Genomic DNA, 24,521 nt, shown 5'->3' with positions numbered 1-24,521 from the left:
TAACCATCTGAGGAGAAGTTCTTGACGGACAAAAACTATAAATATGATGTCTTTTTAAGCCATAGCGAGGCAGATGCGTCAGTTGTTGGGTTAATAGCTCAAGGTTTGCGCGACGGTGGACTGCGTGTATGGTCCGGTGAGCAGAAGGATGGACAGACAGATCACTTTATTTATGAGAGAAACAACGCCTTGGATCAATCTAGAGTGCTTCTGCTATTTGTTTCTGAGCACGTGTTGGGAAATCAGTGGCACCAGTTTGAGAAGGAAACGTTTAAGTTCCGTGACCCCATACATCAGGAGCGGCGCTTCATTCCAGTACGACTTGAAGATGTTCCATTGCCAGATACTTTACGCCAGTTAGAATATGTTGAGTGGCGAGATGGACAGGCTACCGAGATTTTTGCGCGACTGGTTGCCGTCTGTAGGCCCAGCACACCAAAACCAACTTCGCGTGGTAAGGATGTATCTCGTATTCCGTCGAAGAAGCGCAGTAAATTGAACTCATCCTCTCTCATCAATACAATTGAGTTTGGTCTTCACAATAGAATCGCAGCCTATGGAACAGTTGTTGGCGAAATTTACTTGATCGACATCAATAAGCCGACGGAATTCAAGCTAAAACTCGTAGGGCATGAACGCTGGATCAACAGTTTAGACTTTCATGAGACCAAACAGCTCCTAATGTCCAGCTCGAAGGACTGCACGGTAAGAATTTGGGATCTGACTAGCGAAAAATGCATACGAACGATCTCCGCAGGTATTGAGGCGCTTACTGCAGCGAGATTTGCTGGCGACGCAATAGTAGTGTGCATGCATGACGGAACCATTCAGATTTGGGAGGATCTCGGTAATGAAATGTCAAAGGATCTGCGAGGACATACCGGCGCTGTGCTCTCAGTGCAGGCGTTCGATAGTACCTTGATCTCAGCTGGTGTGGATGGCACGATTCGAGTGTGGAATTTGCGTACTGGCCAATGCACTCGTGTTCTTGAGGGGCACACTGGTGCAGTGCGTTGTCTATCCCTAAACGGGAACGGAACGATGCTCTTGAGTGGCTCAGATGATTGCACAATTCGGTTATGGGATCTTCGCTCTGGTCTATGTCTTAGTATCTTTGATGCACATACTGACAAGGTTCTAAATATTGCTTGGCATTCAGATGAATATGCTTTTGTTTCCAGTGGTGGTGACAGATTTCTTCGTCTGTGGGAGGTCGAAACTGGCAAGCTACTTCGTATTCTAGACGGCAACGATAACGATGCTTGTGGTCTTGCTTTTTTCGGCGATATTCTATTTTCTGGAGACACGGAAAAGTTATTCGAGTGGAATATTCCATCAGAGCTTATCCACAAACGCGGTTTCATTTCGGAAAATCTTGTAAAAGCAGAAGAGCAGGTTCAGTACACCAACGCGAAGGTACTGCTTGTCGGCGATAGTGGCGCGGGTAAGACTGGATTGTCCAAACGGTTGGCACATGAGCAGTGGGAGGCAAGTGCTGCGTCCACTGTAGGGGCGTGGGCGACGCAATGGTCGCTTCCTGCCAAAACACCCGGTGAGCGGGGTGATAGAGAGATCTGGCTTTGGGATTTTGGTGGGCAAGCGGACCAACGACTCATCCATCAACTGTATATGGATGATACAGCACTCGCTATCTTGGTCTTCGATGCTCAGAAAACAAACGTTTTCGAGTCCCTTTCCCAATGGGATCGTGATCTTACACGTTCAACAGATAAGCAATTGGCCAAGCTTTTAGTTGCCGGTAGAATTGATGCTAGCCCCATTCGTGTTAGCAGACAAGACATACAACAGTATGTAAAGGAGCATGGTTTCCTGCAATACCTTGAGACGAGTGCGCTGACTGGGAAAGGATGTACCGAACTCCGGGATGCCATCGTTGAAAGCATCAATTGGGAAGGTATTCCATGGCGATCCTCTCCCATCTTATTTAAACGTCTAAAGGCTGAAATTGTCAGGTTAAAGGATGACGGGCGCGTTCTAATGCGATTTAACGAGCTTCGAGACGCGCTTCGCCTAAGGTTGCAGCCGAATGAAATTAACTTTGCAGATGCGGAGCTTAAAGCGGTATTAAGCCTGCTCTCTGGTCCAGGCGTTGTCCTTGAATTGGAATTTGGTGCATGGGTGCTTTTTCAACCTGAGTTGATCAATGCATACAGTCAAGCAGTAATAGCGACCATGCGTGACGATCCTAGCGAACTCGGTTGCGTCAGCGAGCAAAAAGTGCTTGGCGGTGATTTGGTTTACGGTAGCTTTCAGCGCCTTCCTCTCGAGGACGAGCGCATTGTTCTTCTTGAGATGCATCGTAAACTCCTTCAGCGAGGCTTGTGTGCGAGGGAGCTTACCGAGAAAGATGTTTTTCTTGTCTTTCCAAGCTACTACAAACGCAATAGGCCTGAACTTCTTGGTCACCCGGCTGTACTTGTAAACTATCGGTTTGATGGAGTGGTGGATGAAATTTACTCTACTTTAGTCGTTCGGCTAAATCATACGCACGAGTTCAAACGCGCTCAATTATGGCAAGATGCAGCTGAATTTGCTACAAAGAGTGGGAAAAAAATTGGTGTGAAGCTGACTAGGCAAATTGCCTCTGCCGCAGCTTCAATTGAAGTTTACAGTTCCCCAGACACGCTGTTAGGCGAAAAAATAATTTTTGTTAAGTATGTCCATGACCATTTGCTTCAGCGAGGTGCGCGTGTAACTCGGCGACGCCATTATGTCTGTCAGGACTGCTCGAACCCGATCGCAGACGTAGATGCCGCAGAAAAGCGGAAAAACAGCGGCAAACAAGATATCGGGTGTCCAATGTGTGACGCCCGTGTTCTGTTAGTCGATGAACTGGAGAAGCTATATACATCGCCGGAATATCAACGGACAGTGCGTCGTTTGGAGGGCGTGGCTAATGAAGAGCTAGACAACGAGAGCAAAGAACGAGTGCTTGTAGGTGAAGTTATCTCGAAAGTGGCACTTTCTCGCCAAATATCAAGAGAGAAAACCGTTAGTGACCATGGGATCGATATGGAGATTGAGTTCAAAAATGATGACGGAACGGCTTCCGGGCAACTTTTGTTCCTGCAATTGAAGTCGGGGGATTCGTATGTCAGGACGACTGTCGACGGAAAAGAATTATTTTCCATAAAAAAGGAAAGGCATTCGAAGTATTGGGCTGATCAAATCGCTCCAGTCATGCTTGTCGTCAGGAGCTCAAGCGGAGAAATTCGATGGATGGAAATTCGCGATTATATTCGCAAAAAATCTACAAAAAATAAGCCTGTCAAACAAATTGAGTTCAATGGTGAACGTTTTGATACAGAAAGCATTTTAAAGTGGCGAGAAAGTTTATTTAAAAAAGCAAGTGAACTAGAATTTTCGACAAGATGATTTCGAGCCGTTTTTTTTAGTAGTCGTATTCAATAGATCATTACTTTTATTGCTTATGGTCATTCCTGACTCTTGCCCTTTACTAAAAATGACAACCGAACTCTCCATCCTTGTGGGCACTGTAACAGGCGCGCTTGCCGCGTATATCACTGCCAAGGTTACTACAAATACGCAGCTGAACATTGCACGCGGTAACGCCGACAAGGACATTACCCTGCAAAGGGATCGCCTAAAACATGATCACTTCACGAATGAGCTTTCGGTCGAAAGAGCGAAACTAGACGCTTTACATCGAATACTTTCCCGAATCGAACTGGAGAATTCACAAACGATGAGTTACATCCAGTCTGTTTCGAATCTTGGTGTTGAGGACTTCCGATCTCGCTATCTTGAAAATTGCGAGCGTTTACATGAAGCCATGGCAATTGCAGACATCCATTACCCGGAGATGAGTGAGAAGGTTTGCGAGATATATGGACAATCAAACATTTTTTGGGGCAACCAAGAAAATCTTCTCCGCACTGACATCAAGGCGAATGAATTTGGCTGGCAGACGTTACTTTCAAAGGTCTTAGAAGCAAGTCAGGCAATCTCTACCAGAGCGAGGCACCTTAAGTTTGAGATAGCTCATCGCGCAAAAGAGCTTTCAGGAAACATTGCAATTCCTTAAAGTAGTCCTGTACAACATCTTAGTAATTGGGATTACTTATATAGATCAATAGCACTGTGTCACCATAAGACATGAATGTGCTGGAGCTCAATCAACATCTCAGCAACCGACTTCATATTGGGAAGCGGTACTTCCAATCAACAGTTCAAAATTAGATGAAAAAAATTCAAAGTTAAATGAAAATCGACATTAGATGAACAAAATTCAGAGTTAAATGAAAATCGACAGAAAATGAACAGTTGAAGCAACGTGCATGAATCATAGTTACCATGTTGGTTTGAAGAATTTAAAAAACGTGCTTGCATAAATCACTGATTTTTTATACAGTATAGTCAGATTAAATAAAAACGAGAATTTCACTGTTCTCAGTTAGTAAAATTAAGTAACCAACAACTAAGCGTAACAATAACCAAGCGCACTATTTCCGAAAGAAATCATGGACGACAAAAAATCCGATTCCAGCTCTGACAAAAGCAAAGCATTGGCTGCCGCTCTGGCGCAGATTGAAAAGCAATTTGGTAAAGGCTCCGTTATGCGGATGGCCGATGGCGAGGTTGTAGAAGAGGTTCAGGTTGTATCGACAGGGTCTTTGGGTCTGGACGTTGCTCTTGGTGTCGGTGGTCTGCCACGTGGTCGTGTTGTTGAAATCTACGGACCTGAATCCTCAGGCAAGACAACCCTGACGCTGCAAGCTATTGCAGAGATGCAGAAATTAGGTGGTACTTGTGCATTTATCGATGCAGAACATGCGCTGGACGTGGGTTATGCACAGAAGCTTGGTGTTAATTTGTCTGAACTGTTGATTTCTCAGCCTGATACAGGCGAACAGGCTCTGGAAATTACGGATGCCCTGGTTCGCTCCGGCAGCGTCGATCTTGTCGTTATCGACTCCGTCGCGGCATTGACGCCACGCGCCGAGATTGAAGGCGATATGGGTGACTCACTTCCTGGTTTGCAGGCACGTCTGATGTCGCAGGCTTTGCGTAAATTGACTGGTAGTATCAAGCGTACCAATACCTTGGTTATTTTTATTAACCAGATCCGTATGAAGATCGGCGTGATGTTTGGTAGCCCAGAGACAACTACTGGTGGTAACGCACTGAAATTTTATGCATCGGTTCGCCTGGATATTCGCCGTACCGGCTCAATCAAGTCGGGTGATGAAGTCATTGGTAATGAAACAAAAGTGAAAGTTGTGAAAAACAAGGTGGCGCCGCCGTTCAGGGAGGCGCATTTCGACATCATGTATGGCGAAGGAACCTCACGTGAAGGCGAGATCTTGGATTTGGCCGCAGAAGCCAAGATCATTGAGAAAGCTGGTGCTTGGTATAGCTACAACGGTGAGCGTATTGGTCAGGGTAAAGACAATGCCCGGACTTATTTGAAAGAGCGCCCAGAATTATCGCGAGAAATTGAAAATAAAGTTCGTGCGCATTTGAACGTGCCTTTATTGCCACCTGTCACCGAGTAAGTGCAACGTAGTATTTAGTTGGGTTCGACGGCGTTGTTCGTTATGCTTGGCTAATTTCATCCATACTTTGTGATACCTACATTGAACGCCGGATCCGCATTTCAAAGAATGTGCCGGCGTTTTTTTATTGAGCTTATGATTTTATGCCTAGACCGCAAATTAGCTTAAAAGCACGCGCTCTCCGGTACTTGTCTATGCGTGAACATAGCCGTATCGAGCTGGCGCGTAAGCTGCAACGTTATGCACAAGATGGTGATGATGTGTCGGCTTTATTGGATGTATTAGAAGCGGCTAAATATTTATCTGCTGAGCGTTTCTCTGATTCTCTGGTGAACCGGAGGATTGCCCGCTTTGGTAATCAGCGTATTTTGGCTGAGTTGCAAAGTCATCAGTTGGACAGCCAGGAAATATCTCGCATTAAGGCCGAGATAAGTCTTACAGAGTCGGACCGGGCGATAGAGGTATTGCACAGAAAATTTCCATGTACAGCGGTGGATCATATAGACAGGGCGAAGCAAGCGAGGTTTTTGCAACAACGTGGATTTTCGCAAAAGGCAATTCAATTAGCGATGAGAGCACCCAGAGAGAATGACTTTGATAACGACGAGCTAAGTTAAGTAAAAACATATCGAAATCATGATCAAATTATCCATAGATATGTAGCTCGTCGATACAAATAATTCGTGAATCTGGTGGGTAAACATCTAGGTAAACGAGGATTGCTTGAGCACTTGTGCTACACTTCTGTGGTTTTTTGCAGGGCCGCAGGAGCGGCTGTTATCGTAGAAGCTGCGGTAACGACACGCAATTGTGGCTCTTTATTCTGAAATAGCCGCCAGCAGGCATTATGCCCTTACCATCAACAACTATCGGACGTGCGCTGAAGCATACGCGTTCAATCCAGATCGACGCGTTCGCTCGTGACGACGGATTGTGGGATCTCGACGCCCACATCACCGATACCAAGACTCGTGACATCAAACTCGCTTCAGGCGTTCGCCCTGTTGGCTCTGCCCTGCACGATCTTAGCCTGCGCATCACTATCGATACTGATTTAACGATTGTTGATGCCGTTGCTGTTTCAGATGCTGTTCCTTATCCCGGGTTTTGCAACACCATTGGTCCTGACTATAAGAAATTGATTGGACTCAATTTGTTTCGGCAATTTCGTCAGGGCGTCAAAGAGCGCTTGTCCGGCATTCACGGATGTACCCATATTACAGAGCTGGCACAAATTCTACCGACGGCAGCAGTGCAAGCATTTGCTGGCGATGTGATTGACACCAGAGATGGCGCCAGTGCGTCAGAGCAAACACAACAACCGTTTCAACTTAATCGTTGCCATGCGCTGCGCCTGGATGGGCCAGCGGTTGCGCAGTATTACCCGCGTTGGTCGACAGCTTTTAGTTTGCCGACCGACGCAAAATCATCCAGCTAGTTCGTTTTTGTTGTTTTACTTATTAACTAATACCTCAGTGTCTGAAGGGAAGTCGTATGAAAATCCATGAGTATCAGGGTAAAGAAATCCTCCGCAAATTTGGAGTAACTGTACCGCGCGGTATCCCATGTTTAACCGTTGATGAAGCAGTGAAAGCGGCTGAAACTTTGGGCGGTCCGGTTTGGGTCGTAAAAGCGCAAATCCACGCAGGTGGTCGCGGTAAAGGTGGTGGCGTGAAAGTCGCTAAATCCCTGGAACAAGTGCGTGAATACGCTGACGCGATTCTGGGCATGCAACTGGTCACGCATCAGACCAGTGCTGAAGGTCAAAAGGTTCGTCGCCTGTTGATCGAAGAAGGCGCAGACATCAAAAAAGAACTGTATGTCAGTATGGTCACTGACCGTATCAGCCAGCGCGTGGTCTTGATGGCCTCCAGCGAAGGCGGTATGGATATTGAAGAAGTGGCAGAAAAATATCCAGAACTGATCCACAACCTGGCAATCGACCCGACTGCTGGCTTGCAAGATGCTGAAGCGGATGACATCTCCCGCAAAATCGGTGTGCCTGAAGAATCCATCGCTGATGCGCGCGTACAGTTGCAAGGTTTGTACAAAGCCTTCATGGAAACTGACTGCTCCCTGGCTGAGATCAATCCTTTGATCCTGACTGGTTCCGGCAAAGTCATCGCACTGGATGCAAAATTCAACTTCGACGCGAATGCTCTGTTCCGTCAACCAGAAATCGTGGCTTACCGCGATCTGGATGAAGAGGATCCAGCTGAAATCGAAGCCTCCAAATTTGACCTGGCTTACATCTCCCTCGACGGCAATATCGGTTGCCTGGTTAACGGTGCTGGTCTGGCGATGGCAACGATGGATACCATCAAACTGTTCGGCGGCGAACCAGCCAACTTCCTGGACGTAGGTGGTGGCGCGACGGCAGAAAAAGTCACTGAAGCCTTCAAGATCATGTTGAAAAACCCAGGCCTGAAAGCCATCCTGGTCAACATTTTCGGCGGCATCATGCGTTGTGACGTGATCGCTGAAGGCGTGATCACTGCATCCAAGGCAGTTTCCCTGCAAGTACCACTGGTTGTGCGTATGAAGGGTACTAACGAAGACATCGGCAAGAAGATGCTGGCTGACTCCGGCCTGCCTATCATCGCGGCTGACACGATGGAAGAAGCAGCACAGAAGGTTGTTGCCGCTGCTGCAGCTCACGCTTAATTATCGCAAGGAATCACTATGTCCATCCTGATTAATAAAGACACTAAAGTCATCACCCAAGGTATCACTGGCAAAACTGGCCAGTTCCATACCCGCATGTGCCGCGATTATGCAAACGGTAAAAACTGTTTCGTCGCTGGCGTGAATCCGAAAAAAGCTGGCGAAGATTTCGAAGGCATACCAATTTTTGCCAACGTATCAGACGCTAAAGCAGCCACTGGCGCAACAGTTTCCGTGATCTACGTTCCACCAGCAGGCGCAGCAGCTGCCATCTGGGAAGCTGTTGAAGCTGACCTGGACTTGGCAATTTGCATTACTGAAGGCATCCCTGTCCGTGACATGATGATGTTGAAAGACCGCATGGCAAAGTCCGGCAGTAAAACAAAATTGCTCGGCCCTAACTGCCCAGGTCTGATTACACCAGACGAAATCAAGATCGGCATCATGCCAGGCCATATCCATCGTAAAGGTCGTATCGGCGTGGTTTCCCGTTCCGGTACGTTGACTTATGAAGCAGTGGGTCAATTGACTGCACTGGGTCTGGGTCAGTCTTCTGCTGTTGGTATTGGCGGTGATCCTATCAATGGTCTGAAACATATCGACATCATGAAGATGTTCAATGATGATCCAGATACTGATGCTGTCATCATGATCGGTGAAATCGGCGGCCCAGACGAAGCCAATGCATCCTATTGGGTACGCGACAACATGAAGAAGCCAGTTGTTGGCTTCATCGCCGGGGTGACTGCGCCTCCGGGCAAACGCATGGGCCATGCTGGCGCGCTGATCTCCGGTGGTGCTGATACTGCACAAGCCAAGCTCGACATCATGGAAGAATGCGGCATTAAGGCCACTAAAAACCCGTCAGAAATGGCGCGTTTGTTGAAAGCCATGCTGTAATCTTTGCAGCCACAAAAAAGGGGAGCTTTGCTCCCCTTTTTTTATTGCAATGATCGAAAGGTCTTATAAGTAGGTAAGTGCTAGTTAATGGGCTAGTGGTAGATAGCAATACTCTATAATCGCATTGATAAAATTGCATTCGACCATTGAGTTTTTTTCGATGTGATAATGCAAAGGGATGCGGCTTCGTCACGACAGTTTTTATATGTAGGTATCAAAAACCAGACTGCTATTAGGCTGCTACACCAATTGACTATATCGAGTAATGTTGGAAATTACTTATCTTTACGCAACAATTCCTCTGGTTAGTGTTAAGCTTAGCCGCACAGGCTTACTGGCTGCATTTTCAGTTTTCACAAATGCCAATGACCTTTAACGCATAGCCTGAACTTAACTACTTTTATATCCATGTCATTTCAACGCGTATTAGAGTTTGCAGGTCTCTCAGATACCGGACTGGTACGTGCGCACAATGAAGATGCCATAGAGATTTGCGCAGAAGCGGATTTCGCCATATTGGCTGATGGCATGGGTGGCTACAATGCCGGTGAAGTCGCTAGTAAAATGACTGTTGACAGTATCAGGCAGCAGCTACTTCGTAAAAAATCGTCGACATTTTCTTCTCTGTTTGGACATAAAACATCGATCGCTATGCGATGGATTAAAGATGCTATTGATCTGGCCAATAATCAGGTTTGGGGTGCTGCACAGGAGAGCGCAGAGCTCATCGGCATGGGAACTACGGTTGTCGTTGCATTTTGCCATTACGATAAATTACTGGTTGCACATGTCGGTGATTCCCGGATCTATCAATATAGATCCGACAAGTTACGACAGATCACTCATGATCATTCCGTATTGCAAGCGCAAATTGATGCCGGATTGATCAGCGAAGAAAATGCTCAGTTTTCACCAATCAAAAATCTCATCACCAGAGCTGTTGGAGCACAAGACGACGTGGAAGTGGAAATCCATGAGCATCCAATGGAGGAGGGCGACATTTACCTGCTATGCTCCGATGGATTGACCGATATGCTCAATCATGATCAAATTCTTCATCTGATGAGGCAGCATGCCGATAATTTAAAACTATGCTGCCAAGTCCTAATTGATAGCGCAAACGACCAGGGTGGTCGTGACAATATTTCAGTGATTTTGATGAGAATTTCGAAGCTAGGATCACAATCGCTAAAGAATTACATCCTGTCAAAATAGATTAATCACTGTGGTCAGGTTTTTTTAAAAAGAGAGCACTATGGCGAAAATCGTCGTCACTTTCAATGGTCTGGTTCAAAAAGAAATCAGCATCCTCAAACCCCGGCTGACAATCGGACGACGCCCTACGAACGACATCCCCATCGATCATTTAACTGTCAGCGGTCAGCACGCAGTCATCGATACCACATCGACAGGATCATTCGTACTCGATCTGGGTAGTACCAATGGCACCATGGTTAATGGGCAGCCCATCAAAAAACATCTGTTGCAGCATGATGATGTTATTGATGTTGGTAAATATAAGTTGAGGTTTCAGGCTGAGTCAGTGGCTGATTCGCTTAATGGGGCGGCAAATTTGATAACAGCCATTCCAGCTGAGCAAAAAGCGTCTGTCATCAAAGTTCAAAGCGGCCCCAATGCTGGGCGAGAATTGATTTTGAATAAACCCGTGACAACAATCGGTAGCCCGGGTATTCAGGTAGTTGCTATTACCAGACAGGATAGATCTTATTTTATTACTCATGTAGATGGCGACTCGGTCCCTACAGTTAATGGACAGAGTATCAGCTTAAAACCTCAGGTCCTCAACAATGGAGATGTAATTGACATGTCTGGTACCAAGCTTGCATTTGTCGCAGTACAGTAGATGACAAATTTTTGCCTTCAAAGTTTAACCGACAAAATTTGTCAATTAAATGGCTTGTTTACTTAGCTATTTTGTCGTTTTGTGTCTGAAAGAATAATTATTTCAGGGGTGGCACGGCATTTGCTGAACAAGCTGATGTAAGTCCCTAATTTTTTAGTCACTCAGGAGTTTGAACATGAAATCCAATAAAATGATCCAACGCGCACAAGCTGGTTTTACTTTGATTGAATTGATGATCGTTGTTGCGATTATCGGTATTTTGGCAGCAGTTGCTTTGCCAGCCTACAACGACTACACAACTCGCGCACAAGTTGCCGAGGTAACTGAATTGATCGGTGGTTTAAAAGCGCCGGTTGCTGAATACGGTTACCAAAAGAATGCTTGGCCGACAGCTTTCATTGTTTCAACTGGTACGCCTGCTGCGACAGAGTTGACAGCAACTATTACAGGTAAATACTCAACTGTGACTACTCCAATGACAGGCACATTTCCTGCTGGCACTATCACTGGCACTATGAGTTCCGGTCAAGCGAGTACAAAGACTGTTACGTTTGTTACTGCTGACGGCGGCAACACGTGGGATTGTACTGGTGGTACGATTGATAAAAAATATCGCCCAGTAGCTTGTAAGTAATTAGATGACACTAAAAAAGCGCTCTTTGAGCGCTTTTTTTAAAGAAACTAGAAGATATTTCTAATTTCTAACTTTCAAGGCGGTTTATGTATGAGAGCTAAAAAATTAATAAAACCCCTGCAAACAGGTTTTACCTTAATTGAATTGATGATCGTTGTTGCGATTATCGGTATTTTGGCAGCAGTTGCTTTGCCAGCCTACAACGACTACACAACTCGCGCACAAGTTGCCGAGGTAACTGAATTGATCGGTGGTTTAAAAGCGCCGGTTGCTGAATATGGTTACCAAAAGAATGCTTGGCCGACAGCTTTCATTGTTTCAACTGGTGCGCCTGCTGCGACAGAGTTGACAGCAACTATTACAGGTAAATACTCAACTGTGACTACTCCAATGACAGGCACATTTCCTGCTGGCACTATCACTGGCACTATGAGTTCCGGTCAAGCGAGTACAAAGACTATTACGTTTGTTACTGCAAATGGTGGCAATAGTTGGGACTGCACAGGTGGTACGATTGACAAAAAATATCGGCCAGTAGCTTGTAAGTAATTAAGTATGCAAAAAAAGCGCTCTAAGGGGCGCTTTTTGTCATTTTAACTTGCGGCATGTAGTTTGCTTATTGGTAATCCTAGTATTCACAATTTTCTGCTTATATTAGGAGGTCAAAAATGTTATTACAAACATCAAAATTATCATGTCAAAAAGGTTTTACCTTAATTGAGCTAATGATTGTTGTCGCAATTATCGGAATTTTGGCTGCAGTTGCTCTGCCAGCTTACAATGATTACACCACGCGCGCGCAAGTGGCTGAAGCAGTAGAATTGGTAGGGGGCATGAAGGCCACCACGTCAGAGTATGCCTATCAAAAAAACAGTTGGCCAACGGCCTTCGTATTATCTACCTCATCACCTGCAGCATCTGAGATTATTGCAACTCTTAATGGTAAATATTCGACCATTTCCAGTCCTATGACCGGAACGTATCCTCAGGGGACAATCACCTCAACGATGATATCTGGTCAGGCTAATACACAGACTATCACTTTCGTTACGGCGGATGGTGGAAATACCTGGAGCTGTACTGGCGGAACCATTGCCTTGAAATATCGTCCTGTGTCATGTAAATAACGTTTTGCCAAGTTAACCACGCAAGCATTCTACTTTCGTTGATCTGGTGTAACGATGGTCATTCAACCGGACACATGTTGTCCTTTTGATTTTTATCGTTTTTTTATCCATCTAATTACGTTGCTTCCAAATGATACATATTCAATCTCGTTTAAAAGCGGCGGGCGTACATTTAATAGTGTCTAGTGTACTTGCCATGACAGTTGCTAGCCTTGTACTACTTGTTTGGTATCCTGAGTCATATAGTAAATTATGTGGCGGTATCTCGCTACTGTACATTGTTACTTCCGTTGATCTGATCTTAGGGCCTATATTAACTTTTGTTGTGTTTAATCGACTTAAAGAAAAAAAAGAATTAATTCGTGATGTCTCAATTATTTGTGTTCTACAAACGATAGGATTTATTTATGGCCTGCACACAGTCTATATTGCTCGTCCAGTAGCACTCGTATATGAGGGGGCTCGGTTTAGAGTGGTAACGGCAATCAGTGTTCCTAAGGAAGAACTCTCCAAGGCTGAACCGGAATTTGCGGTACTTTCTCTCAACGGCCCAAAGCTATTAGGTATCAGAGAGTTTAAGAATCAAGAAGAGAAATTTGATGCTGCCAATAAGGCATTGGCAGGCATGGATGTAGGTGTTAGGCCTATTTTTTGGCAGGATTATTCGCTGTCCAAATCACAAGTACTTAAAACCGCCAGGCCTGTATCGGAGCTATATAAAAAATATCCAGACTCAAAGGATCTTATAGATGCCAGTATCAGTAAAACTGGGTTAGATAAGGACAAGCTTGCTTTTCTTCCTGTCATTGCTCGATTGTCTGACTGGAGTTTATTGTTAGATACCAGAACGGGGCAGCCCGTAGGTTTTATAGAAAAAGATGGTTTTTTCTAATTTGCGATGAATCCCTGCTAGCAAGTAATGATTCACCTCCAGGCTTATTTTCTCTATTCTGAAAATTAATATGAACATATTTAGCTGGTTTGATGCGTCTCAGGAAAAACAATTTGGCTTGACCTTAGCGCAAGCACTAATTGAAAGGACGCCGGTAGATAAGGCCCTTAGCGAAGGTGCTTTAAGTAAAAAACATGAAGCAATGTTGAATAAATTGAACCAATTAGCTATGGAATTCAAAAAAGACCGTAAATTGAATACCTACAAAAAAGCGGCTTTAGGAAACAGTTTTAAATGGGCCTTGATTACTAGGGGATACGACAGTAACTATGTCGATCAATTGACAAAATGGATTATTTTGAAATTGTAGTATCTCCATCTTAGAGCGCCAGCAATTAGCGGGACATTACTCGTTACTCGAATCATTTGATTTGTTAATTTCTTGAGCTAAGGTTTGAAATAAAAATATCTAAAACAATTCACCACACCTACACATTTTTGAATAGAGGATTATTTTTCTGGGGCCTTAAATGACAAGCAAGGTTCTACAGGCAATGCAATTCTATGTTTAACAAGTCCACCTATTTCCTTTATGTTTAATTGGTTAAAAAAAATCTTTAACGAATCGTCTCCGATTAGCCAACCGCCAAATATCGGAGCGAGTAAAAGCGAACATGATGTCCCGAACACGTTAATTAGTGCTAAAGATAGTGAAAAGCAGATTGCTAGTTCATTAATTGATCAGGGCAGATTAAGCGAATCCGAGTTGCATTATCGGAATGCACTTGAGTATGACAAAAGCGATCCAAGTACTTACGTTGCTTTAGGATTTGTATTAAAGGAGCAAGGGAAAAATCAGGAGGCAGAGGTGCAACTGGGAACTGCACTTAAACTATCGCCAGATGACTTTGATGCCGAGTATTTGATGGCTTCCATTGCTAGCGAGGGTGGACGTCTATCGGAAGCTATTCAGCGTTATGAAAAAGTTTTAAGGTTAAATCCACAATTTCCATTTGCTTATCGTGAACTGAGTTTTCTCCTTGCTCAGGAGGATGAATTAGAAAAAGCTATAGCTGTTATAGACTCAGGATTAACCCATATTCCTCAAAATGCAGATTTTTACTTAATTAGAGGAAATCTTTTGAATCGTCAAAATTCTTCAGATGAAGCAATATTGGCGTACCGAAAAGCAATTTCGATACGGCCTGATTTTTTTCAGGCATATATTCAATTGGGGCAAATATTTAAGCGTCAAAAACGTGTGGAGGATGCGTTGGAAACAATCGACCATGCAGTGCGTTTGAATCCTGGCGATTTGGACGCACTCCTCATTCGCGGCGAATTACTGATGACACTGGATTATGTTTCAGAGGCATTAGATACTTACAACACTGTACTCAAAATACAACCTGATTGCGTTGATGCTCTGATCAAGTCGGGTATTTTATTGCAATTAGAAAAGCGTAATTCAGAAGCTCTTAGTTATTATCAGGTAGCTTTAAATAAACAACCCAATCTTTCTATTGCTTGGCATAACAAAAGTGTGATCGCTTTTGATAGTGGTAATTTCCAATTAGCGTTAGATGATGTAGAGCGGGCGCTCAAATACGACCCTAGCGACGTAGATACTATCGTAACCTACGGATTAACACTTACCTCTCTTGAACGATATGTTGAGGCAATTAAACAATTTGATCTTGCTTTGCAAATTCAATCAGGACATTTACTGGCAAATTTTTATCGAGGGTGTGCCTATCAAAAATTAGCAAAACATGAAGAAGCATTACTTGACTTCACTAAAGCAATAAATATTCAGCCTGATTTCGCCAAAGCACATTTCGAAGAAAGTTTAAGCCGTTTGGTATTGGGTGATCTATCTGTTGGTTGGAAAAAATACGAGTGGCGCTGGCAATGCTCTCCTTTCATGGAAGGAAAGCGCTATTTCTCAGTTCCTCTCTGGTTGGGTGAGCAGTCGCTCAAAAGTAAAACGATTTTGCTTTATGGCGAACAGGGGTTGGGAGATACGATTAATTTTGTCCGATATGTGAAATTAGTTGTTAATCAAGGAGCTGTAGTTTTACTTGAAGTGCAACCGTCACTCAAGGCGCTATTGAGTAGCCTGCCAGGGGTTTTGGAGGTTTATGCGCAAGGAGAGGATTTGCCTGATTATGATTTCCATTGTCCGCTCCCAAGTCTGCCATGCGCGTTTGACACGCAATTAGATACTATTCCCGTTGAGAACGAATATTTTAATATTCATCAGATTGCTCCGCTAGCGGTAGCAAAATGGCGTGAAAAAATTGGCGAAACTCCGCTTAAAAAAGTCGGGTTAGTGTGGTCTGGCAATAAGGACCATCAGAATGACAAAAACCGCTCTATTCCATTTGAAAAATTTTCAAAAATCCTGATTGATGGAATCAATTTTTTCAGTTTGCAAAAGGAAGTGCGATCCACTGATCAAGCGGCTCTGGATGCTCACCCTTCAGTCGCTAATTGGGGCGACAGTTTTACCGATTTTGTAGATACAGCAGCGCTTATCGCCAACTTGGATCTGGTAGTTACTGTTGACACTTCGGTCGCACATCTTGCTGCGGCGATGGGTAAACCAGTCTGGATATTGATCCCATTTAATCCGGATTGGCGATGGTTGCTCGATAGGTCGGATAGCCCATGGTACCCGACCGTAACACTTTTCCGGCAAGGAGCCGATAGAGACTGGGCACCGGTCTTAGATAAGGTGGCGGCTAAATTAGCTTTGTAGTAAGCTCACACACGTTCTAAATTCACATATCCTTAATGAATCCGCCATGAGTATTAATATGCATGGTGGATTTTTTATTATTAACAGCCTGTTGCTAAAAACTCAGTGCGCTGAGTTGGGCTACATAGCCTGGTATTTTGCCAAAAAGTAGGTACAACAAGACATGTTTATCAGAAAGCAGCCCATCTATAGTTTGGCAATATTTGGCATTTTCCTTTCCCTTTCTTATCTTCATCCTCATCATATTCACCCATATCGAACTTATTATCACGATGCATTAGTCATCGCTGGCTTAATTGCTTGCATTTTTTATTTCGCAGTTGATATGTATTCGCGAATTGTTTTTCCAAAAATTTTAGCCTTACCGTTATTCATCGGCGTGATTGTTTTTTTTCAACTAATACTGGGGCAAGTTCAAATACCACAGGATTTAGTTTTTCCAGTACTTTATATTTTTATGTTTGGATTGGCGCTAGTTGTTGGCGCGACTTTTACAAAACAACAAACTGGAGCTGAGTCCATCTGTATTTCTGTTGCAATCGCGCATTTATTTGCAGGTTTATTGTCTGTTGCAATGCAAACGATACAAATTTCTGGTTTCAATGCGATGCCGTATGTAATGTTTATTTCGCGTTTGTCACAACCCTTCATGCGGCCTTACGCAAATGTGGCTCAACCGAATCAACTGGCTTTGTTATTGTGTTTTTCCTTGGCATCGATATGGTTTTTATATCAACGAGGTTTATTGAAGAAATGGCCTTCAGTGATATTGGTCGTTTCCTTGCTTTGGGGACTTGCATTAACTCAATCTCGCATAGGCTGGTTAATTGTTCCAGGTTACGCACTGATTTTGGCAAGAAAAATTGAAGGCCAGTCCAGACTGAGTATTTGGTTCACCGTTAGTTGTTTATTGACGTACATTACATTCATCTTATGCCTGCCTTTGATTGCGAGCTGGATGGGTTTTGAAACAGGATCCGTTGCTGATCATCTTGGTGGGCGCTCTGAGCGTCTAATATTGTTGCAACAAGCTTTAAAAATAGCAATTGATCATCCTTGGTTGGGTGTCGGGTGGTTTGGATTTTGCGCTGAGCAGGTGCGTATAGCCGCAGACTTTGGATCGACCACCTATGCTGAGCATTCGCACAACCTAATTTTAAATCTTGCGGCGGAAATTGGAATTCTTCCAACAATGTCCTTATGTCTGGGACTTGGCTGGTGGTTTTTTCAAACCTGTATTCGTCCAGGGGCAACAGTTCATTTAAGGTTCGCGCTATTGTTCTTTTTTGCTGTTTTTGTACACAGCATGGTTGAGTTTCCTTTGTGGTACGCGTTTGTATTGCTGCCAATCGGCATTTTGGTGGGTATGGTGCATCAATTTAGGTGGCCTTCTGATGGTAGCTTAATGTACCGTCAGCTTATTATTGTGCCCTTAATGTTATTGGGATTGATCTTGGTGGTCATAACGTTGGATTATCATCGAGTGACTTCTGGCTTTCAAACGTTAAGATGGAAACAGGAGGGTTACTCTGTTGATATGTCAAAGACTGAGCGTCCCGCATTCACCTTATTCCCGCAATTTTTCGATTATTTTAAATTCACCAAACTGGTCGCTCGCGAAGGCATGTCAAGTGAGGAAATCGCATTCGCTGAGCGTATGAGTCATCGCTTTGGCTATGTTCATGTATTGAGCAAAATGGCAGAAATTTATGTGCTTAACGGAGAACCCGAAAAAGCAAAACGGATGATGCTGACTTTGCAGCGTTTGCATCCGATTGTCTATCCTGAGTATTTCGACTATTGGAAAGTACAGGCATCGCTGGATAATCGCTATGCCGCAGTTTTCAAAACCATGCCGCCTCGTGATGCGCCTTAGTTATCTTGGTTGCGCTTTAACGATGCTGGGCTGTTTTATTTGAGTAGTTATGATCGATGTGACGTCGGTGTGATGTCGATATGATTTTGGTATGATTTACGCGTCTATCATGCTGACCCAGTCGCCCGATTTGCCACCATGCTTTTCCATCACGCGGATGTCGGTCATGACCATGCCTCGGTCGACGGCTTTGCACATGTCGTAAATGGTGAGCAGGCCGACTTGTACGGCTGTCAGAGCTTCCATTTCCACGCCTGTTTTTCCTACTGTTTCTACTTGGGCGGTGCAGCTGATGCTGTACTTGTCGGTGTCGATGCTAAAATCGACGGCAACTCGTGTTAAGGCGAGTGGATGGCATAGCGGTATCAGGTCACTGGTGCGTTTGGCTGCCATGATTGCGGCAATTCGTGCGATTCCCAGTACGTCGCCTTTTTTTGCTGTTCCTTGTGTAATGATGGCCAGTGTAGCTTCTTTCATGCGGATGGTGCCGCTGGCGATGGCAATGCGATGACTGTCCTTTTTTTCTGCGACATCGACCATATGTGCCTGACCAGCGGCATCAAAATGGGTCAAGGTTGTTGTGTGATCGTTTGTCATGGCGGGAAAATTAAAATCGGCAGTAACGGTAGTAGATAAAAAATATCAACGCGAATCAGCATGACGTAGGATATTGTTGAAAACAATCCAGGAACAAATTGAATAGCGAAGTATCATAGCACTGTGAAACTGAAACTCCCATCCTCACCCAAGAAAATCATGTGCCTTGCGGTTCTGACGGCGACTTGTTTTTTTTCTGCTTCCATCGCGCCTTCTTCTACTCTGGCGCAAAATTTACCCACTTTAGGTGACACCGAGCGTCAGGATTTATCGCCCTTGATGGAGCGTAAACTTGGTGAGCAGATCATGCAAAGTGTCCGGCGTGATCCGGATTATATGGATGATGCGCCTTTGTCAGAATACTTGAATCGCTTGGGTAACCGGATGTTAGAAACGCGTCCTGATGCACGGGGCGAGGCGATGTATGACTTTGAATTTTTCGCTGTGCGTGATCCGGTCTTGAATGCGTTTGCATTTCCCGGTGGGTTTATTGGTTTTCATTCTGGCCTGATTTTGACTGCACAATCCGAATCTGAATTGGCATCGGTGATGGGGCATGAAATCGGTCATGTCGCACAGCGCCATATTGCACGCATGATCGGTAGTCAGAAAGTCGATTCGCTGATTCCGATCGCGGCCATGATTCTGGCTGCGTTAGCAGCGCGATCCAGTCCCGATGCCGCGATGGCGCTGGCTGTAGGCGGACAGGGTGTTGCGATTCAGCGGCAATTAAATTTTAGTCGTGAGGCTGAGCGAGAAGCGGATCGCGTCGGTTTTCAGATCTTGCGGGATGCGGGTTTTGATACGGCGGGTATGGTGTCCTTCTTTGGTCGTTTGCAGGTTGCAACGCGTAATTATAACGATACGGCACCGGCGTACTTGCGTAGTCATCCTTTGACCAGCGAGAGAATGGCCGACATTCAGGCGCGGATGATCGATCAGCGCTATAAGCAGTATGTCGATAGCTTTGAATTTTCACTCGCCAGAGCTCGGGTGCGCGTACTGCAAACCGATACGCCGCAAGGGTATATGGACGCTGCCACCTTCTTTGATACCCAGCTCAAGACCGATCAGGAAGACAGTAAGCTGGCAGCACGTTATGGCTTCGCGTTCTTAGCTTACAAGCAAAAAGATTATGCCAAGGCGCAAGAGTTGCTGGATAAAGTGGTCAAGCAGGTAGAGACATCTCCGCGACAAAAAATAGCGCTGAAAACGACCAGCATGTTTGCGAGTCTCGACATCGATATCAAGCTGGCGACCAAACAATACGACACTGCCGTCAAACTGGCAGAACAAGCGATGCAGCAGTTGCCATTGTCTCGCGGCATTGTGTATCAATACGTGGATGCGTTGGTCGCCGCGAATCGTCACGAAGATGCCGCCCGGTTTTTGCGTGATCAGGTGCAGTTATACCGTCAGGATCCCAAGCTACAAAATCAGCTGGGCAAAGTGTATGAGTTGCAAGGTAAGCAGGCGCTGCAACATATCGCGCTGGCTGAGGCTTACGCTTTAAACAGTGCATTGCCAGCGGCTTTGCAGCAACTCGATATCGCCCGCCGCGCCCCGGATGCGCAGTATTACGATCAGGCGGTGATTGATGCGAAAGAGCGGGAGTGGAAAGAAAAGCACAAAGATGAAATGAAAGATGAAAAAAACCGCAAGTAAAGGGCTGGATTTGCTTGCAGGGTTATCAAAACCCAAAACCTTTCACCACAGAAGTACAAAGACATAAAGACACAGAGGAAAAGAAAAAGAAGAGAATACTCTCTACAGTCTTGCTGATATGAAAAGTGAATCCGCAATGCTGACGTGCCCTCTGGCGTGAAAAACTTCTGAAAGCCGCATGAATACTAGGGATTGGTTTATTTTTCTTGTCAACCCGGACGCTCTTCGCTCTGCGCTGGTGACGCTACATACCCGCGCTTCTTCATCAAACCAAGTACATCTGACTGTTCTATCAGGATAGCTGCCTGAGGTGATAGCTGTAGATACAAGGGCGTAGACGACGCTTGTTCAGCATGCTCCAGCCAGTGCAATAAGGCGTCGTCGCCGACTGGATGATTATCCTTACGTATCCATTCAAGACAAATCGCCATATCCCTGTCATCGAGTTGTGCGATGCCATTGGCGTTTTCAAATAATAAGGTGCCGTCTTTACTAAGATAAACATGACGTACATCGGTCAGTACGTCGCCTGACTGCAGGCTGATGCCTTGTGGCGTCACGCGGGCGATATACGGCGTCGCCTCCAGCTCAATATACACCCGCTGGGGACCGTTTTGAAAATACCAGCGACCGGCATCATCGCATTGATAATTGCGGTTGATGAAGCCTAATAACGCCGGATTGCTAATCTTGTCTCCGGGCAGCTTGAGAGCTTGCGCACGTTCATCCCGCATGCGCCAGTTGCCACGTGCGTCGAGTGCCAGCCAGCCGTAGCAGTGCGGTACGTTGGGCCATTTGGCGATTGCCGCTTTGACGATCTCATCCATGCTGTACTCTCATCGTTACCGTTGTCATTTCCGGTGCTTCAAACACTAGAGCAGGCTTATTTATCCTGTTCAAAAAAATGCAGGATTTTTTGCGGCAGCCAATGAATGCTGCCTGGTAAACCTCCAACGGCAAAACCAACGTGGCCGCCGTGTTGAGGATAATCCAGTGTGACATGCCGGGATGCTTTGCTCGGTAAATGCTGACCCGGTAAAAACGGATCGTTTTTCGCATTCATCACCAGAGTCGGTACGCGGATATCCTCCAGTACATGCTTGGCGCTGGCACGATTCCAGTAATCCTCGGTATCGAGATAACCGTGTAACGGTGCCGTGACGACGTTGTCGAATTCATAGAGATTCTTGGCGCTCAGCATGGCATCGCGGTTAAACAAGCCGGGAAACTGATGCAGTTTTTGCAGGCACTTGGGTTTCAGTGTTTTTAAAAACATTTTGGTATAGACCATATTGAGGCCGCTCGACAGCGAGGCGCCGCCTTGTGCCAGATCAAGTGGTGCCGAGATCGCACATGCCGCGTCAACAATACTGGCTTGTTGTGGCGATTCGCCTAGCCAGCGCAGCAGGGCATTGCCGCCCAGCGACACACCCGTCGCATAGAATTTGCCCTTGCCTTCACGCGCCCGAAATTGCTGATGCAGTTTTTGCGTCACCCAGGCAATTTCCTGCGCATCGCCAGAATGATAAAAGCGGGGAGCCTGGTTCAACTCGCCCGAGCAGCCTCGAAAATGCGGTACGGCGCCGGACCAGCCTTTTTCTTTTAGCAATGCCATTAATGCCCTTGCATAGTGACTGTCACTGGACCCCTCCAGCCCGTGAAATAGCACTACGAAGGGCTGGCCGGTATCGCCATCGACAAAATCAACATCAATGAAATCACCGTCCGGTGTGTCCCAGCGTTCGCGACGAAACGCGACTTCGGGTTTGCGGATATACAGCGCCGGATAAATGGTTTGCAGGTGGCCGGAAGGCAACCAGCGGGGTGCTGAGTAGTGCATAAATAAAACGATCAGTGCAATACGCTTGCTTTAAATAAATCGATGGGTGGTTTGCCAGATGCGACCGAGGCATGATGCATGGCGATGCGCCAGCCATGCGGCGTTTTGACATAAATATTGGTGGCCAGAATATGAACTTCCTGCGCACCATCATTGGTGCGCTGAACTTCCTCAATAATACTGTGTACCGCCGTCATCAGATTATGTGTCGCATGCAATTGCACGGGGTGGATGTGCACGCTACCCCGCTCAAAAATGGCTTCCCATGAGCTGCGGATTGCGGCGTGGCCGATTTGCCGGGTGGAGCCCGGGTGAATGCAGACAATTTCTTCATCCTCGGCCCACAGCGCCATCAAAGCATCAAGATCAGCACGACTGATCGCGTCATAAAAGGCGCTTTCCACTTCGTCGGCACTGCCGTTGAGCTGCTTTTTTGCTGCCATGATAAATGCCTTCCGGGCGACGGGCCTGAGATGTTAATACGGTTATGTTGCGGGTAATGCGTTAACTATACTGGGTAGGAGTACCTATTACATCAATCTGAGTCCGCTTGTTCTACGGGGTGTATTCGACGTTGAGTGCCTATACTCCCATATAAAGTCGGTATTGCCTAATGCAGATGAATGCTGGTATCCGGTGAAAAGTTAATGCCCTTTGATCACTGCGCCGGGCGCCAGCTTGTATTGCGTGCCGCAGTAGGAGCAGGTCGCTGAACCGCCATGAGATAGATCCAGATAGACGCGCGGGTGTGATGACCACAGTGGCATTGCCGGATTGGGGCAATGCGCCGGTAAATCTTTGGCTTGCAATTCGACGACGTTATTATTTGATGTACTGGTAGCTGACATGAATTTCTCCGGTTAACTTTTGTGGGACGCGTGCCATATGGTGCTTATGTTGCTTACGGTGCTTCTGTAGCGATTGATATAGCGCGACATGGCATGATTTTAACGGATTGCAGGCCAGATGCATGTGCGATGAATCAGTTTAGTCGGTAAAATGATGGACTTTTCTGCATAAATAAAGCCCCCCATGAGTTTTGAATCCGATCAGCTTGCTTTCCGTGAGGGATTGAAAGTAGGCATGCCTAGCCTGTTTGGCATCGGTGCATGGGGACTAGTTGTCGGCGTTGCTATGATCAAGGCCGGCCTGAGTGTCTCGCAGGCATTCGGTATGACCTTCATGGTATTTGCTGGCTCAGCCCAATTGGCTTCCTTGCCGCTGATCGCTGCGCATGCGCCGGCCTGGGTTATTTTTGCCACGGCGCTGGTAGTAAATCTGCGGTTTGTCATTTTTTCGGCAATTCTTGCGCCACACTTTGCACATTTGCCCTGGCGCACGCGTGCTTATCTCGGCTATTTTTCCGGTGATATTTCCGTCGCCTTGTTCATTCAGCGTTTTCCTGGTTTTGGTCATGAAAAAGGCAAGTTGCCTTATCTTAAAGGCCTGATCATCCCCAACTGGGCTTCTTGGCAGGTAGGTTCTGTGGTCGGTATTTTGCTCGGCAGTCAGGTGCCAATGAGCTGGGGACTGGGATTTGCCGGGACTCTGGCGATTTTATGCATCATGCTGCCTCTGGTAATGAACAAAGCCGCAATGGTTGGCGTCGTGGTAGCAGGCACGATCGCGCTGCTATTGGTCGATTTTCCTTACAAGCTTGGTTTGCTGGTCGCTGTTGTACTCGGTATGGGAGCCGCAATGGCAGCAGAAGAATGGCTGGAGGCTCATGGGAAAAATGCCTCCGCGAAGCAGACCGGCGACATCGACAGTGAAGGAGATGCCCGTGAGTGAGGGAGAAATCTGGTTGGTGATTGTGTTGCTTGCCGTGGCGACCTTCATCGCACGCAGTTCATTCTGGCTGGTGGGGCATCGCATTAATTTGCCAAAACGGGTACAAGAGGCACTGCGCTACGCGCCAGCCTGTGCTCTGGCCGCGATTATCATGCCTGATTTGCTCATGAATAACGGGCACATCGCACTGAGTATGACGAATCCCAAGCTCATCGCTGGCATTGCCGCGACGGCATTTTTCCTGGTCAAGAGAAATATGCTGCTGACGATTTTTTTCGGGATGGCGGTATACACCTTCATTCGCCTGGGATTGTAAAATTTACATCTGTTTTGCGCAAAACCTGCTAAAAACGGTGTAGTCTGGGGCGGCTGT

Annotated in this window: 24 protein-coding genes; 19 read left to right on the top strand and 5 right to left on the bottom strand. The window is 46.0% G+C overall.

The window, feature by feature from the left end; genetic code table 11:
* Nucleotides 1-21 precede the first annotated feature (21 nt).
* From ACO0K4_RS15605 to ACO0K4_RS15530, 16 genes are all read left to right on the top strand, one after another.
* On the top strand, nt 22-3,396 hold the full coding sequence (locus ACO0K4_RS15605; protein ID WP_422957574.1) for a DUF4365 domain-containing protein: 3,375 nt from the start codon (nt 22-24) through the stop codon (nt 3,394-3,396).
* 88 nt (nt 3,397-3,484) lie between these two features.
* Entirely contained in the window at nt 3,485-4,066 is a 582-nt protein-coding gene (locus ACO0K4_RS15600) for a hypothetical protein (protein ID WP_422957573.1), read from the top strand.
* A 436-nt stretch (nt 4,067-4,502) separates the two neighbouring features.
* Entirely contained in the window at nt 4,503-5,537 is a 1,035-nt protein-coding gene (recA, locus tag ACO0K4_RS15595; protein ID WP_422957572.1) for a recombinase RecA, read from the top strand.
* Between the two features lie 143 nt (nt 5,538-5,680).
* Entirely contained in the window at nt 5,681-6,154 is a 474-nt protein-coding gene (gene recX, locus ACO0K4_RS15590; protein ID WP_422957571.1) for a recombination regulator RecX, read from the top strand.
* Nucleotides 6,155-6,384: 230 nt separating this feature from the next.
* The gene (locus ACO0K4_RS15585; RefSeq protein WP_422957570.1) at nt 6,385-6,975 is read left to right on the top strand and encodes a DUF2889 domain-containing protein; all 591 of its coding nucleotides are present in this window, start codon (nt 6,385-6,387) and stop codon (nt 6,973-6,975) included.
* A 41-nt stretch (nt 6,976-7,016) separates the two neighbouring features.
* Nucleotides 7,017-8,201 (top strand): ADP-forming succinate--CoA ligase subunit beta, encoded by a 1,185-nt coding sequence (gene sucC / locus ACO0K4_RS15580; protein WP_422957659.1) that lies wholly within the window; start codon nt 7,017-7,019, stop codon nt 8,199-8,201.
* Between the two features lie 18 nt (nt 8,202-8,219).
* Complete coding sequence (gene sucD / locus ACO0K4_RS15575) at nt 8,220-9,101, top strand: succinate--CoA ligase subunit alpha (protein ID WP_422957569.1); 882 nt, start codon at nt 8,220-8,222, stop codon at nt 9,099-9,101.
* 408 nt (nt 9,102-9,509) lie between these two features.
* The gene (locus tag ACO0K4_RS15570) at nt 9,510-10,316 is read left to right on the top strand and encodes a Stp1/IreP family PP2C-type Ser/Thr phosphatase (RefSeq protein WP_422957568.1); all 807 of its coding nucleotides are present in this window, start codon (nt 9,510-9,512) and stop codon (nt 10,314-10,316) included.
* Between the two features lie 40 nt (nt 10,317-10,356).
* Nucleotides 10,357-10,965 carry an FHA domain-containing protein gene (locus tag ACO0K4_RS15565; protein WP_422957567.1) on the top strand — a complete coding sequence of 203 codons (609 nt, stop codon included), beginning with the start codon at nt 10,357-10,359 and terminating at the stop codon, nt 10,963-10,965.
* Nucleotides 10,966-11,140: 175 nt separating this feature from the next.
* Complete coding sequence (locus tag ACO0K4_RS15560) at nt 11,141-11,599, top strand: pilin (RefSeq protein WP_422957566.1); 459 nt, start codon at nt 11,141-11,143, stop codon at nt 11,597-11,599.
* Between the two features lie 90 nt (nt 11,600-11,689).
* Complete coding sequence (locus ACO0K4_RS15555; RefSeq protein WP_422957565.1) at nt 11,690-12,148, top strand: pilin; 459 nt, start codon at nt 11,690-11,692, stop codon at nt 12,146-12,148.
* A 119-nt stretch (nt 12,149-12,267) separates the two neighbouring features.
* On the top strand, nt 12,268-12,726 hold the full coding sequence (locus ACO0K4_RS15550; protein ID WP_422957564.1) for a pilin: 459 nt from the start codon (nt 12,268-12,270) through the stop codon (nt 12,724-12,726).
* 130 nt (nt 12,727-12,856) lie between these two features.
* Nucleotides 12,857-13,618 (top strand): TfpX/TfpZ family type IV pilin accessory protein, encoded by a 762-nt coding sequence (gene tfpZ, locus ACO0K4_RS15545; protein WP_422957563.1) that lies wholly within the window; start codon nt 12,857-12,859, stop codon nt 13,616-13,618.
* 70 nt (nt 13,619-13,688) lie between these two features.
* Nucleotides 13,689-13,988 carry a hypothetical protein gene (locus ACO0K4_RS15540; protein ID WP_422957562.1) on the top strand — a complete coding sequence of 100 codons (300 nt, stop codon included), beginning with the start codon at nt 13,689-13,691 and terminating at the stop codon, nt 13,986-13,988.
* Nucleotides 13,989-14,210: 222 nt separating this feature from the next.
* Nucleotides 14,211-16,379 carry a tetratricopeptide repeat protein gene (locus tag ACO0K4_RS15535; protein WP_422957561.1) on the top strand — a complete coding sequence of 723 codons (2,169 nt, stop codon included), beginning with the start codon at nt 14,211-14,213 and terminating at the stop codon, nt 16,377-16,379.
* A 163-nt stretch (nt 16,380-16,542) separates the two neighbouring features.
* Nucleotides 16,543-18,255, top strand: coding sequence for a Wzy polymerase domain-containing protein (locus tag ACO0K4_RS15530; RefSeq protein WP_422957560.1), 1,713 nt, complete (start codon nt 16,543-16,545; stop codon nt 18,253-18,255).
* Nucleotides 18,256-18,351: 96 nt separating this feature from the next.
* Here the strand turns inward: ACO0K4_RS15530 and moaC are convergent, their stop codons facing one another.
* On the bottom strand, nt 18,352-18,852 hold the full coding sequence (gene moaC / locus ACO0K4_RS15525; RefSeq protein WP_422957559.1) for a cyclic pyranopterin monophosphate synthase MoaC: 501 nt from the start codon (nt 18,850-18,852) through the stop codon (nt 18,352-18,354).
* A gap of 123 nt (nt 18,853-18,975) precedes the next feature.
* Here moaC and ACO0K4_RS15520 point away from each other — a divergent pair, with 123 nt between their 5' ends.
* Complete coding sequence (locus ACO0K4_RS15520; protein ID WP_422957558.1) at nt 18,976-20,517, top strand: M48 family metalloprotease; 1,542 nt, start codon at nt 18,976-18,978, stop codon at nt 20,515-20,517.
* Between the two features lie 209 nt (nt 20,518-20,726).
* Here the strand turns inward: ACO0K4_RS15520 and ACO0K4_RS15515 are convergent, their stop codons facing one another.
* The 4 genes from ACO0K4_RS15515 to ACO0K4_RS15500 all read right to left on the bottom strand — a co-directional run bounded on the left by ACO0K4_RS15515 (nt 20,727) and on the right by ACO0K4_RS15500 (nt 23,205).
* Nucleotides 20,727-21,344 carry a DUF2946 family protein gene (locus ACO0K4_RS15515; RefSeq protein WP_422957557.1) on the bottom strand — a complete coding sequence of 206 codons (618 nt, stop codon included), beginning with the start codon at nt 21,342-21,344 and terminating at the stop codon, nt 20,727-20,729.
* A gap of 56 nt (nt 21,345-21,400) precedes the next feature.
* A complete protein-coding gene (locus tag ACO0K4_RS15510; RefSeq protein ID WP_422957556.1) occupies nt 21,401-22,357 on the bottom strand; it encodes a YheT family hydrolase in 957 nt (318 codons plus the stop codon).
* An 11-nt stretch (nt 22,358-22,368) separates the two neighbouring features.
* On the bottom strand, nt 22,369-22,800 hold the full coding sequence (locus ACO0K4_RS15505; protein WP_422957555.1) for a YybH family protein: 432 nt from the start codon (nt 22,798-22,800) through the stop codon (nt 22,369-22,371).
* 201 nt (nt 22,801-23,001) lie between these two features.
* A complete protein-coding gene (locus tag ACO0K4_RS15500) occupies nt 23,002-23,205 on the bottom strand; it encodes a zinc-finger domain-containing protein (RefSeq protein WP_422957554.1) in 204 nt (67 codons plus the stop codon).
* A gap of 184 nt (nt 23,206-23,389) precedes the next feature.
* Between ACO0K4_RS15500 and ACO0K4_RS15495 the strand changes: the two genes are divergently transcribed.
* Nucleotides 23,390-24,148, top strand: a complete 759-nt coding sequence (locus ACO0K4_RS15495; protein WP_422957553.1) for an AzlC family ABC transporter permease — start codon at nt 23,390-23,392, stop codon at nt 24,146-24,148.
* Complete coding sequence (locus ACO0K4_RS15490; protein WP_422957552.1) at nt 24,141-24,464, top strand: AzlD domain-containing protein; 324 nt, start codon at nt 24,141-24,143, stop codon at nt 24,462-24,464. Before ACO0K4_RS15495 ends, ACO0K4_RS15490 begins: the two co-directional genes overlap by 8 nt.
* Nucleotides 24,465-24,521: the final 57 nt, after the last annotated feature.

It is taken from the genome of Undibacterium sp. RuTC16W (assembly GCF_049339445.1).
Taxonomy (GTDB): Bacteria; Pseudomonadota; Gammaproteobacteria; order Burkholderiales; family Burkholderiaceae_D; genus Undibacterium.
Note: the sequence above shows the minus strand (reverse complement) of the source record. Positions and strands in the feature narration are given on the sequence as shown.